The following is a 13174-nucleotide window of genomic DNA, read 5'->3' as shown; positions in this document are numbered from 1 at the left end:
GCCGACTAGAGGTCCGCGACCGGCTGTCGGCTAACGCCTTGCACGTCAGATAGCGCTGGAACGCCAAGTCGACGACGGGCAGCTGTCGGTTCCTATCGCCAAACAGCCAGTACTGCAGGGGCGCACCAACGTCAACGGCGTTGCTAACCAATACAAGTGGAGAAGTCGCGATCTCGGAGTCGTCCTGGAGCTGCGCTTACGCAGTCGCAACATTTCCCTACGCGTATCGATCCACGAGACGTTAGCGGCGTTACGGGGCAATCCCACGCCCAGCATTAGCGCCGCGTTCTGCCTGAAGGCGCGCTGCGAGCAACACACGAGCTGAGTAATTCGGGCACGTGTACCAAATCACACTTCGAGATGCATAGCGCTGTTACGCCGTTTGCGTTATCGCTAATAGTAGTCAGAACGTGTAGAAAAACTGGCTGGACGTGTACAAAACTCGCTGTCCGAGAGGGGAATACTCACATGCGACCTAGCGGACCGTATGACGTCGTCGTGGTGGGAGCCGGCACCGCTGGATGTGTGATCGCAGCGCGGCTGTCGGAGGACCCAGCGGCTCGAGTGCTGTTGCTCGAGGCCGGAAGCGGCACGCCGCCCCCTCACAGCGCGACTCCGCATACCTGGGTCGCGCATATCGCGGACGCGAGTTGGGCAGATGTGTCCACCGTGCAGGTGGCGACTGGCGCATCTACTCAGCTGGCGCGGGGCCGAGGTATTGGTGGGTCCTCGGCCATCAACGGCATGCTCCATACGCGCGGGCATCATATGAGTTACGCCCGTTGGCGGGAGTCCGGTGCTGTCGGCTGGGGCTTCGACGACCTGCTGCCATACTTCAAGCGAAGTGAGAGTGCCGCAGGCAAGGATCCCGCGCTGCGGGGCACCGGTGGGCCTCTGCAGGTCGCACCAACGACGCCGCTCCATGTTGTGATTGCCGCTTGCCTGTCCGCTGCCATCGAGGCAGGATTCGCCAAGGCCTCCGACATCAGTGGCGGGTTAGAGTTGGGGTTTGGCCCCGTCGATACCAACATCGTTGCTGGACAACGCCAGAGCGCGGCTGATGCTTACTTGAGTCCTGTTTTGGGGCGCGCGAACCTTGACTTCGTGCCCAATGTCACCGTGGATCGACTGCGCATCGCTGAGGGCCGCTGTACCGGGGTCAGCTACATCGCCCAAAGTGGCATGCCGACGTACGTCGAGGCCGCACAGGTCGTCCTTGCCGCGGGGGCGATCGGATCACCGCAGCTGCTGATGCTCTCCGGGATCGGTCCAAGTGCTCACCTGCGCGAGGTCGGGATCGAGGTCATCCACGACCTTCCCGGCGTCGGGGCGAACCTGCACGACCACCTGCTGGTGCCGGTCGCCTACCGTTCATCGACCCCGATCCCGGCCGCCACGTCCAACCACGGTGAGGTGATTGGCCTGATCCAGACCGACCTCGCCGATGGCACCCCCGACCTGCAGATCCTCATCACCGAATCGGGTATCGGCATCCTGCCCGGGTTGAGCGGCGCCGATACCGGTTACGGGATGTACGCGGCCGTGATGCAACCCTTCAGCCGCGGCACCGTCCGGCTGTCGGGTCCCGTCGTCGATGCCCGCCCGTTGATCGATCCGAATTATTTCGGTGATGACCGCGACATGCACACGGTGCTCACCGGATTGCGGCTGATCCGCGAGATCGGGAGCGCCAGCGCGCTGGACGGCTGGCGAGGCGAGGAGGTGGCTCCTGGCGAGGATGTCGATGACGACGCAGCGCTGCGCGCGTATGTGGAAAAAAACTATCGGACTTATTTTCACCTGGTGGGAACATGCGCAATGGGTTCTACCGAGATGTCGGTCGTGGACAGTGAATTACGGGTATACGGCATCGACGGTCTTCGCGTGGCTGATGGCTCTGTGATGCCGTCGATCCCGTCGAGCAACACCAACGCCACCGTCTACGCGATCGCCGAACGCGCCGCTGAACTGATCAGCGGTGGCTGACATGGCAAGCCAAATGTCCTCGTCGAACTACGATTCCGCGCCGAAATGGCCGGCGACCACCCGGCACGGACTTCGCCCAGCACCAGCCAGTTGGGCATTGGCACCGCACATTCTTCGCGGCTCAGCCGGCGCCCAAACGCGCTCCCATCATCCGGTACGGCCCCGCTCGGACCCACCGACGACGTACCGTGAACCCCCCGCGCCCGCCCACGACGACGGAAGTGGGTTTCGTTGTACCCCTCGGGTCTTAGTGGTCAGACTAGGTGATGTGGCGCCCGGGCTACATGGTCCATTCTTATGGTGAATTCTTGGGCCAGCTCGGATAGGGACGTGTCGCTGGTGGCGGGCGTCGATCTGCATTTGGATTTGCGCGGCTCGGGGTTGCGTGTTGGTTTGATGGATGCTCTGCGTGAGGCTGTTCGGTCGGGTCGTTTGGCGCCTGGGGCGAGGCTACCGTCGTCGCGGGCGTTGGCGGCTGATCTGGGTATTGCGCGGAACACCGTCGCTGAGTGTTACACGGAGCTGATCGCCGAGGGGTGGCTTGTTGCGCAGCAGGGCTCTGGTACCCGGGTGGCCCAGCGTGCGCTTCCACGCAGTGCACCGCGCACGCCGCCTCGGATAGCGTTGCCGCCGACCAACTCCGCATCGGGGCTGATGCCTGGAGCGCCGAATCTTGCAGAGTTTCCGCGTGCGCAATGGCTTGTTGCTGCACGGCGCGCTTTGACGGTCGTGTCGCATGATGCACTTTCTTATGGTGATCCACGTGGCCGTGTGGAGTTGCGGACGGTCCTGGCTGATTACCTGGCTCGATCGCGCGGCGTGTATGCCGACCCGGAATGCCTCGTGATCTGCTCGGGCTTCCATCATGGGCTCACTTTGATGGCCCAAGTGCTCAAGGCGCGTAAGGCAAGGGGTGTGGCCGTGGAAGCCTATGGCTTCAAGGCCTATCGTGAGCTGCTCGTGAAGGCCGGCTTGCAGATCCCGGCACTGTATGTCGATGAATGCGGTGCTCGCACCGATGCGCTGAGGGCACTGGACGGGGTGGCCGCAGTGCTGCTGACCCCGGCACATCAGTACCCGACCGGCGTTTCGTTACATCCCGATCGGCGCGCCGCTGTCGTGGACTGGGCGCGCACCACTGGGGGCGTTATCCTCGAGGACGATTATGACGGCGAGTTCAGATATGACCGCCAGCCGGTCGGGGCACTTCAGGGGCTCGATCCGGAGCGAGTCGTGTACTTCGGATCGGCGAGCAAGTCACTTGCGCCCGGGCTGCGGCTCGCCTGGATGGTGGTGCCTGAAGAGTTCGTCTCCGAGATCGTTGCAGCCAAGGGCAATGTCGACTGGTCGAGCGCAATTGAACAGTTGACATTGGCCGAATTCATCGCATCGGGTGCCTACGACCGGCATGTGCGCTCGATGCGGTCGCGCTACCGGCGCCGTCGCGATGAGCTGGTTGCCGCGGTGGCCAAACACTCCCGCGCGGTTTGCATCACAGGCGTGGCCGCAGGGCTGCAGGTGGTATTGGATCTTCCTGCGGGGACGGAGATTTCAGTGGTGCAGGACGCGGTGGGAAAGGGTTTGGCAATCAGCGGCCTCTCACAGTTCGGCTGCGAGGCGGCCGGTCCCGGTTGGGTCTTTCCCGAACGCGATGCGTTGGTCGTGGGCTATGCGGGATCCTCCGACAGCGGGTGGCCCAGTGCGCTGGCGACACTGTGCGCGGTGTTGCCTAAAAAGTAGTGAACCGACCCGAGGCCGATCCTTGACATGCTTAGGTCCTCAAAGATAAGTCTCATTTGAATCGGTGATAACCCCCTCACCCCGCGCAGCGTGGTACGCCATGAATCGCGATCTGATTGCCAGAGGAGATCCCTATGTCAGCGCCAGATAGCGCTCACGAAAAGCGGCTCATGCGCCGTACGAAAAGTTAACCTGTCTCAATCTGCAACATGTTGCTGCGGAGACTGATCAGAAGCCAGCGGTGCCACACAACCGAATCCTAAATGAAGTATCCGAGGGTCTTTGGCAATGTGAGATCGATGATCGATCCGTTAGCGTTGATACGTGCAGAACATGCCAACGATAATTTCGGAGGGTTTTCTGCTATGCACTTCTCTGTCTGGCCGGTAGCACCGCAGTCGTGGGCTGAAATCTCATCCCTTGCCGCTGAAGCCGACTATGGCTTCTGGCACTGCGTATATGTGGCCGATCACTTCATGTCGGAAACTGGTGGAGCACAAGAGGTTTTGGAGGCCACGAGTGTTCTAGCGGCGTTGGCTGCGATGACGAAGCGAATCCGGCTGGCCACCCTCGTGCTCTCAATGACCCATCGACACCCCGCCGTCCTGGCGAACTGGGCAGTCACCGTCGACCGGATCAGCGACGGACGTCTGACTTTGGGGCTAGGCACCGGCTGGCAGCCCAATGAGCACCAACAATATGGCCTGGCCTTAGGCCAACCACGTGAGCGCGTCGACCGCTTCGCCGAAGGACTCGCCGTGATCGAGAACCTCCTGACCAAACCGACGACGACCTATGCAGGGCAGTACTACCAGCTCGCAGAAGCCGAGTGCGAGCCCAAGCCCGTGCAGTCTCCACTTCCCATCCTGATCGGTGCGGCCCAGCCACGCATGCTGGGACTAACTGCGCGATATGGCAGTCAATGGAATCAGTGGTCGACCCCAGGCGGATTCAAGGCGACCTCCCAAGTACTCGACGCCGCCTGCGAGCGCGAGGGCCGCGACCCCGCCACCATCTGGCGCTCAACACAGGCGTTGACCATGGTCACGAATTCCGCAGAATCCAAGGTGCGTGCCCAGGCGATGGCCGACCAGCTGCCATTCCCGGTGATCTACGGAACCGCGCCCCAGATCGCCGACCAAGTAGCGCGGTGGCGAGACGAGGGTGTGGACGAAGTGATCTTCCCCGATTATCTCTTGCCGCGCGGTGAGGAACGTATGGATGCCTACGACGAGATCGCCGAAGCAGTAGCCCCTTTAACAACCCCCCCGCCCTACGAGAAGCGCGCCCATCGCTTACACCCACAACAGGTTCATCCCAGCACTGCAGGAGGCTCGATAGGTGTGGGTGCGAACAAGCCATGAGCCGAATCAATAGCGTCGTGCCTAGTGGACGCAATACATCCCAGGACTTTTCAATGGGCAGGATGTGGCACGTGACTTCTTCGGTGAAACCTACGTGCGGGGTGAGATGGATTCCGGGAAGACGATGGACGCCTGGTGGAACACAGGAACGTTCGGAGGGCAACATTCAGTGTCTGGCATCAATCCGCCTTGGCTGGCCCCGGGGTGGGAGCAGTAATTCCCTCAACGAGGCCGCCCGTGCTCATGCCGAAATTGAACGGAGCCGGCTACGAACCCGTTTCATCCTCGACTTCGCCCCCCGCTGACGGTATTTAGTCGACGCCAAATCAATACCAGGAGAGTCATGCCCTGTAAAAATGACTGGGATGTCCGGCGCCTGCCCGCATGCGAGGGCCGATGCTTTATCGTCACCGGCGCCAGCTCGGGCATCGGCTACTTCGTTGCTGAGCACTTGGCCACCACAAAAGCCCATGTCGTGCTGTCGGGCCGGACAAAGACCAAGCTGCAGATGGCCACAGCGAGCATCCGCCAACGGGTGCCACACGCCCGCATATCCACGTTGACAATCGATCTGGCTGACTTTGCATCTATCAATAGCGCGGTTGACGGACTTGCGGATCTGGCGGCCGGCGTCGACGGGGCGGTGTTCAATGCTGGCGTCTTGACGCAGGAGAGGCGCCAAACGACTGCGGACGGGCATGAACTCGTATATGGCACCAACCATCTCGGGCATTTCCTACTCGCTGCGTTGCTGTTTCCGACACTTAATCGCGGTGCACGACTAGTCACCGTGGGCAGCATTGCGGCCCGCGCCGCGACCCTGGACCTCGCTGACATAGAAGCCGAGGAGGCTCCCTACCGAGGCTTTGATGTCTACAAACGGTCAAAGCTTGCGCAAACGATGTTCGCCTTCGAGCTCGACCGGCGTCTACGATATTCAAGTTCGACCGTCAGGAGTCTGGTTGCTCATCCCGGTGGTGCCTTGGATGGGCTGACGCCTTCCCGCCCGCCCATCCACATCCGCCGGTCGGTGGACATCATTCGTGCCATACCACGTTCTCCGGTCCTGCAAGGCAAGGACACCGCTGCATGGCCGGCCATTCGTGCCCTGCTAGATCCTCACGCTGACGGCGGACAACTCTGGGGGCCGCGCGTCCTGCGTCTGAAAGGACGTCCGGTTCTGGAACGTCCCACACCACGGATGCTCGATAAAGACACTGCCAACCAGTTGTGGACGATGAGCGAGTCCGCCACGGCGACCGCCTTTCCGACATCTGGATTTCCGCTCCTTTGGTGACCATGGACCGCGACCTGGCAGTCGCAAAAGTCGGCCCGATTGGGCTGGTCGTGCGCAAGTGGAGCCAACGCTCGGCGGGATAATTGCAAAACTCGAAGAGCACGTCGAGATCGTCGACGATCTTGGCCCCGGCTGTGAGTCCTAGATCACCGCCAACGCCGCTGGCTGTGCCGATTTCAGAAGTGCGCAATGACATTGGCTCTTGTGAAGACCAGCACCCTTGCTTGCGAGTCACGGAAAAGGCGTCGTGAACAGCCTTCCAGAACCAGAGTGCACCGACAGCAGCACCGCGGCGGGCATTCCGCGGAGGCAATCACGCAACAGATCGACCAACAGGCGCAGCTTCTCCTGTTCGAGGCGGACCTCGAGGAGGTGGATACCGTCGACCACAGGTACACGTATCGCTGTCCGAGACGTCATGCTGGCCGCACGTCTAGGTATTTTGACCTGAGAGGTTTAGGCACGCGGGTGGTGCGTGGTTGGCCCCGAGTGCGGTGTGCACGCGGTAACGATTGCAGGGATGACCTGTCATTCGCCTGCTGCGTTAGAATGCGTGAACTATCACCTGCTAGGAGGCCATCGGAACGACTGACATGCCGCTCCTGGAGTCTGCTCCGATCACGGATCGGTGAGCGGGGGGCTATGGACTGATTGCCCACCGCTGCACCTTCTACTTGACCTGGACCAACTACGACAGTCACATTTGCGCTGCTCATAGCCTCCAGGTCAGATCCTGGGAGTGCTCACATCAGGCATTGGCTCACTCGGCTTGGATCGTGGGCCGCCGCACGAGGGGAGCGGGTGACCGCGGGGCGTATACGTGCTGCTAGTCGGACCGCCCGTTTTCACGAAAGGACCGGTGTGACCGATTGGCTGACCCCGTCTCAGCAGCGCACCTGGCTGACGTATATGCGGGTGTATCACCGGCTCGAATACGAGATGAACCGCCACCTACAGACCGAGTTCGACATGTCGCTCGGCGACTACAGCGTGCTGAACGCGCTCTCGAATTCCACGGGACACCGGATGCAATTGACCACCCTGGCGACCCTGATCGGCTGGGAGCGCAGCAGGCTGTCACACCATCTGCTGCGAATGACCAAGCGCGGCTTGGTTGACCGCCTGCAATCAGACACCGATGGACGAGCGACCGACGCGGTGCTCACCCCCGCGGGCAGGAAGGCTATCAAAGCCGCCGCCCCACGCCACGTCGCGTGGGTGCGGCAGCTGTTCTTTTCCGGTCTCAGTACCGTCCAGGAGCGCGAGCTCGCCGATATCCTGACGTCGGTCTACGAGACGATCCTGCGCGAGGGCACGCTACCGGGCCCACTCGAATGAATCGGGCCTGCGGCTAGAGCTGGACAAGGCCACCGTCGACGAACATCTCCGCGCCCGTCATGTAGCTGCTCTGATCCGACGCGAGAAACAGTGCCGCGGCCGCAATCTCGTCGGCAGCCGCAGCACGGCCCATCGGCACCTTCGCCGCTTGGCCCTCTACCAGTGCCTGCTCCTGACCGGCAGGCGCCAGATTCCGTAGGCCGGGTGTATCGGTCGTACCCGGCACCAACGTATTCACCCGGATCCCACGGTCCATGAGTTCGGCCGCCCAGGTGCGCCCCAGTGACCGTATCGCTGCTTTCGACGCGGCGTACACGCCGAAGGCGGGCGTGCCTTCCGACGCCGCCGATGAACCCGTGAGAATGACCGACGCACCCTCGCTAAGCAACGGCAGCATCTTCTGCACCGTGAAGATCGAACCGCCGGCATTGATCCGGAAGGTCGTCAGGAAATCCTCTCGCGTCACCTCTGCCAGCGGCGCGAACGCGCCACCGCCCGCATTGACGAACAGGACGTCGAGGCCGCGCCCGTGGGCGGCAATGGCGCTGTGCGCGTTCTGCAGGTCGTCGTCATCGGAGACATCACAACGGATTCCCGTCGACGCGTCTCCGATCGAGGCGACCGCCTTATCGATTTTTTCCTGGTCGCGCCCCGCCACGAACACGTATGCGCCTTCGTCAGCGAAGCGTTGTGCGGCCGCGAGGCCGATACCTGAGCTGCCGCCCGTAACGAGGGCAATCTTTCCTGTCAGTTGACCCATGATCATCTTCCGTCCGACTCCGGAGGCGGATCCCGTTACCCGCCACTCAACTGACACAAGCGCGTGACGTGTCACGTTATTCCCGTCACCAAGATTGCATGCGTTACGTAGGACGGCGGGGCCGGTGAGAATCCCCGATTAGTAGTCGACTTTCGACATGCCGCAACCCACCCCGGGGTTCTCGTCCGGACCAGAAAACTCTAGTCCACACCAATGGAACTTGCAGTCCTCCGCGTCGTCAAAGTGCATAGGCAATGTCTCCGCCGAGAGCTCATACCCGACGAGCGCGGCGCATACATGGAACGCGGTGGCGGATCATCGCCGGGCTGTCGAGTTTCTGCGCGATCGACAAGGCTTCCGGTGCTCGATCTAGGCTGGCGGGGCGTCCGTTCACGCCTCGCCTTCAGGAGGCTTTGGTCGGCCACCGCGCCCCCACGCGATGCCACGCCTGGGACGGGGCGCCGGCTACGGCGAGCTCGACGTCAGCCACGCGATCGCCACACAGGCCCGCCCGGTACATCGCCACGTGATCGACTGCCTTGTCGGAATAGGAGTCACGTACAGCGTCTTCGTCACCGAACTCGCCGAACTTCTCTATGGTGTATGGGCGCATGGTCCGAAGGAGCGGTATCGTATTGCGCCTCCTGACCCAGCTCGCCGACCACGCTGATTTGCTCGTGACCAGTGGCGAGAATCCTTAGAGCGGACAGGCATTGAGCAGCGCTCCGAGAAGTGCGCCGCGCGCGTCGAGCCGGTGCTCGCAATTGTCGAACAGCAGCGAAGTTTATCGTTTTCCGGGGCAACTCCGGCCAATGACACCACAACTTAAAAGGGCTCCGGCCTGCCGAACACGTGCCCCCGACCAGTATTGTGGCACAACGCATTACGGTTGATCGGTGCGATCACTTGCAGCGGACGTGTAGTCGGCGCGATCAGTTGCCGAAGCCTGTGAACCATCGCCAGGGGTTGCCCGCAGGGCATGCGGACATGGGGTTTAACCCTGAATACCAGACCAGAGGGGTTCACCGCGGCCGCGATCCTGCCTTTGCAGCCCCGCGCCGGGGCGCCGATACCCACCAGTTCGGGGTCAATATGATCAAACCGCAAATCAGCTACCAATGCCGACAGGCGCAGGCTGGACAGGATTGACACCGATAGATCAGCGCGGAAGATCCATCATCGCGGCGTCCGTTTCCACCAAGCGTGTGATCTCTTGCAGCGGTGATCAATGTGGTTCATATCAAGGACATAAACGTGTAATCATGGCTATGTAGTACGCATAGCGATGCTAAAATGCTGTTGGTTTGGCAGTGAGCCGTAGTCGCAATGTCAGGTGTCGAGTTGGTGATGTCACTGGTGGCCGTCCTGCACCCGTGTGCTGTCAGCCGGCCAACAACCAACTACCTACGGGACCACCTACAGCACCCGGTCTGAACTGGGCCACCGAATGGCTGAATAGACCGAAGCAAAAGGAGAGATCAGTTATGCCACAAAGATGGCTAATTACCGGAGCATCGTCGGGGTTTGGCAGACTACTAGCAGAGCGTGTCGGATCTAACGGCGATCATGTCATCGCCGTGGCCCGTCGCCAGGACAGACTGCGCGACCTGGTCTCGACTCACCCCGGCCATATCACAGCGCTGCCGTTAGACCTCACGAGTCGCTCAGCGCAGGCCATCCTCGAGGCCGCCGTCCGCGATGCAGGGAGCCTAGACATCGTGGTTAACAACGCTGGCTATGGCGCATTCGGCGCCATCGAGCAGACGGACGATGCCGCTGCTAAAGCGCAATTCGAGGTGAACCTCTTCGCGGCACTCACCGTTCTGCGAGCAACGCTTCCCGCACTGCGCGCTTCGGCGGGACGCGTAATACAAATCTCATCGTTCTTTAGTCGTCTCGCTGTGCCCGGAAGTGGTCTCTACTCGGCCAGTAAGAGTGCACTGCAGCTGATCTCAGAAGCGTTGGCTCTCGAGCTCGCACCCGCGGGTGTGCATGTGACAAGCATTCATCCAGGATATTTTGCGACGGAGTTTCTACAAGCCACGCACGTCGTGGCACCCGACGACATCTACGCCAGCACTGTCGGGGCCACCCTCTCCGATGTCACCAAGAAAGCATGGGATGACCCAAACATTGTGGTCGAGGCAGTACTCAACGTGGTCGCGCACCCCGCGCCACCACAACATCTCGCTGTTGGCCAGGATGCAGTGCAGGCGGTCCGTCAGGCGCTGCAGCATCAACTCAACGAGCTTGCGCAGTGGGAAGAATACAGTTGGTCCTGAGTCGCCGGGGTCTGCCGCACGAATAGGTGACAACCGAGATCGCTTGCCCACGGTGGGTGGGCTGGAAGGATGTCACCATGGCAAGGGCCTATCCGAAAGAGTTCCGTGACGACGTTGTCCGGGTCGCTCGCAACCGGGACGACGGTGTGACAATCGAGCAGATCGCGTCGGATTTCGGTGTCCACCCGATGACGCTGACCAAGTGGATGCGTCAAGCCGACATCGACGACGGGGCCAGACCGGGCACCACGACCGGTGAGTCAGCCGAGCTACGCGAGCTACGTCGCCGAAACCGGCTGCTGGAGCAGGAAAATGCGGTCCTGCGTCGAGCGGCGGCGTATCTGTCGCAGTCCAACCTGCCGGGAAAAGGCTTTACCCGCTCGTGAAAGAGCTCGCCGCCGACGGCATCCCGGTGGCGGTGACGTGCCGGGTCCTCACGCTCGCCCTGCCAGCCCTACTACCGCTGGCTGGCCAACCCCGTTACCGACGCCGAGCTGGTGCAGGCCTACTGGCCAACGCCTTGTTCGATGCCCACCGCGACGACCCGGAGTTCGGCTACCGGTTCCTGGTCGCCGAGGCCGACGATGCCGGGCAGCCGATGGCCGAGCGCACCGCTCCTGTTCGGACAACGGCTGGTGGAGTGCGTTCAGGAAGCGCAAACGGGGCAAAAACGGGGAAGGTCGGCCCACCTGTGCACGACGATCTGGTCGGCCGCGACTTCACTGCCGATGCGCCAAATCGATTGTGGCTGTCCGATATCACCGAACACCGCACCGCTTGAATTCCAGCAGTCGTTGCAACGGTCGGCATTATGACGCGTTCATTAAAGCAGCAAGACGTTCCGTTGGGGTCTGCCAATCGAGTGACTTTCGTGGCCTGGTGTTGAGTTCGTCGGCGACCGCCTCAAGATGCTCGACGGACTGATGCGACAGGTCAAGTCCCTTCGGGAAGTACTGGCGCAGCAACCCGTTCGTGTTCTCGTTGCTGCCGCGTTGCCAGGGAGACGCCGGCTCACAGAAATAGACATCCATGTTGGTCGCGACGGTGAATGCGCGATGCTCTGACATCTCGGCGCCTTGGTCCCAGGTCAGCGTGCCGCGCAGCGTTTCGGGCAGCCGGGAAACGGTCGTGATGAGGGTGTCACGAACAATCTCGGCGCTGCGGTCGCGCCCAACCAGCCCGAGCATCACAAAGCGGCTGGACCGTTCAACCAAAGTGGCGATCGCTGATCCTTGGTTGGCGCCGATGATGAGGTCGCCCTCCCAATGGCCCGGGATGGCGCGATCGCCAACCTCGGCCGGTCGCTCACTGATTGGTTTCATCGGGTCGACGAACCGGGGCCGACGCGCATCGGATCTTCTCTGCGGCTTACGGACTCCGCGACCGCGACGCAACCCGCTAACCAACTCGCGCTTGAGCTCAGCGCGGGCATGCACGTAGATCGCCTGATAGATCGTCTCGGTGCGCACCTGCATCTCCGGCCGGTCAGGGAAGTCTCTGGACAGCCGATTGCTGATCTGCTCCGGCGACCACTTCTTCTTCAGTTTGGCCTTGACGTAGGCCAGCAGCTCAGTGCTGGCAAGCACTTTCAGCGGGCGCTCGCGAATCCGGCGCTGCGCGGACAACCGATGCGCGGTGTGTGGAAGGTACCCGGACTTGGACACGGTGTTGCGCTTCAATTCTCGGCTGATCGTCGACGGCGCCCGCTGCATCGCGGCCGCGATCTTGCGGATCGAGATACCCGTCGAGTGTAGGTCCTTGAGGTGCTCGCGCTCGAGCAGGCTCAAGTAACGCGGATCAATAACCTTTTCAACCCGGTTCAAGTCGACGGTGCCGCCGATGTGGCGCTTGGGACGTGCAGGCTTCATGGTTGTGATTGTCGGCTCCGGGTAGCGCACAATGCGACCATCCGGGTAGACCCGGCCACGATGGATGATCGTGATGCCTTTGTCCCAGTCGGTAGCCGAACGGTTTTCGGCACCGACCTTCCTGGCGGCTTCGCGCCGCGTGAGCCCCTCGGAGCGAAGCCGCAGAAACTCCTCCCGGCGCGGATTGACCTTGCGGGCCTCACTGGTGAAGATCCCGGCCTTACGCGCCCAGGCGTACGCCGTGGGGCGATGAATCCCCGTGTCGCGAGCAGCGGTCGAGATGTTTAGCCGCTCCGCTACCAGCCGTAGAAACTCGGCCTTCTCCTGTTCGGTGTACCTGCGTGGTGCACGCCGCTGCATCACCAGCCCGGCCTGTCGGACCCAGCTATATGCCGCATGGACGTTCACCCCTGCCGCATCAGCGGCCGCCCTTACACTGCCATCTCTGTCGAGCAGCTCAAAGAACTGCGCCTTCTGCTCCTTGCTGTACTTCGGTCCCGACAACATCGCCACCCTTCGTGAAGTGTTGCAACGACTAC

The 13174-nt window shown here is 61.8% G+C and carries 9 protein-coding genes and 2 pseudogenes; 7 read left to right on the top strand and 4 right to left on the bottom strand.

Annotated elements, in window-relative coordinates:
• Positions 1-468: 468 nt before the first annotated feature.
• The 4 genes and pseudogenes from ACVWWN_RS16435 to ACVWWN_RS16420 all read left to right on the top strand — a co-directional run bounded on the left by ACVWWN_RS16435 (position 469) and on the right by ACVWWN_RS16420 (position 6387).
• A complete protein-coding gene (locus ACVWWN_RS16435; RefSeq protein WP_457144828.1) occupies positions 469-1986 on the top strand; it encodes a GMC family oxidoreductase in 1518 nt (505 codons plus the stop codon).
• Between the two features lie 300 nt (positions 1987-2286).
• Entirely contained in the window at positions 2287-3726 is a 1440-nt protein-coding gene (pdxR, locus tag ACVWWN_RS16430) for a MocR-like pyridoxine biosynthesis transcription factor PdxR (RefSeq protein WP_457149156.1), read from the top strand.
• Positions 3727-4025: 299 nt separating this feature from the next.
• A pseudogene (locus tag ACVWWN_RS16425) lies at positions 4026-4988 on the top strand (LLM class flavin-dependent oxidoreductase); the annotation flags it as partial.
• A gap of 445 nt (positions 4989-5433) precedes the next feature.
• Positions 5434-6387 (top strand): SDR family NAD(P)-dependent oxidoreductase, encoded by a 954-nt coding sequence (locus ACVWWN_RS16420; protein WP_457144827.1) that lies wholly within the window; start codon positions 5434-5436, stop codon positions 6385-6387.
• A gap of 231 nt (positions 6388-6618) precedes the next feature.
• Here ACVWWN_RS16420 and ACVWWN_RS16415 read toward each other — a convergent pair whose 3' ends face one another.
• Positions 6619-6807 (bottom strand): hypothetical protein, encoded by a 189-nt coding sequence (locus ACVWWN_RS16415; protein ID WP_457144826.1) that lies wholly within the window; start codon positions 6805-6807, stop codon positions 6619-6621.
• 441 nt (positions 6808-7248) lie between these two features.
• Between ACVWWN_RS16415 and ACVWWN_RS16410 the strand changes: the two genes are divergently transcribed.
• Positions 7249-7725 (top strand): MarR family winged helix-turn-helix transcriptional regulator, encoded by a 477-nt coding sequence (locus ACVWWN_RS16410; RefSeq protein WP_457144825.1) that lies wholly within the window; start codon positions 7249-7251, stop codon positions 7723-7725.
• A gap of 13 nt (positions 7726-7738) precedes the next feature.
• Here ACVWWN_RS16410 and ACVWWN_RS16405 read toward each other — a convergent pair whose 3' ends face one another.
• Both ACVWWN_RS16405 and ACVWWN_RS16400 read right to left on the bottom strand, forming a co-directional pair.
• The gene (locus tag ACVWWN_RS16405) at positions 7739-8485 is read right to left on the bottom strand and encodes an SDR family oxidoreductase (RefSeq protein WP_457144824.1); all 747 of its coding nucleotides are present in this window, start codon (positions 8483-8485) and stop codon (positions 7739-7741) included.
• Between the two features lie 403 nt (positions 8486-8888).
• Positions 8889-9098: a hypothetical protein gene (locus tag ACVWWN_RS16400; RefSeq protein ID WP_457144823.1), complete on the bottom strand. Its 210-nt coding sequence runs from the start codon at positions 9096-9098 to the stop codon at positions 8889-8891.
• An 871-nt stretch (positions 9099-9969) separates the two neighbouring features.
• On the opposite strand from ACVWWN_RS16400, the gene ACVWWN_RS16395 reads away from it, so the two are divergent.
• On the top strand, positions 9970-10767 hold the full coding sequence (locus ACVWWN_RS16395) for an SDR family oxidoreductase (RefSeq protein WP_457144822.1): 798 nt from the start codon (positions 9970-9972) through the stop codon (positions 10765-10767).
• Positions 10768-10844: 77 nt separating this feature from the next.
• Positions 10845-11542: pseudogene (locus ACVWWN_RS16390) on the top strand (transposase); the annotation flags it as partial.
• A gap of 34 nt (positions 11543-11576) precedes the next feature.
• Here ACVWWN_RS16390 and ACVWWN_RS16385 read toward each other — a convergent pair.
• The gene (locus tag ACVWWN_RS16385) at positions 11577-12995 is read right to left on the bottom strand and encodes an IS30 family transposase (RefSeq protein ID WP_457149155.1); all 1419 of its coding nucleotides are present in this window, start codon (positions 12993-12995) and stop codon (positions 11577-11579) included.
• Positions 12996-13174: the final 179 nt, after the last annotated feature.

The organism is Mycobacterium sp. URHB0021, from assembly GCF_054057895.1.
Note: the sequence above shows the minus strand (reverse complement) of the source record. Positions and strands in the feature narration are given on the sequence as shown.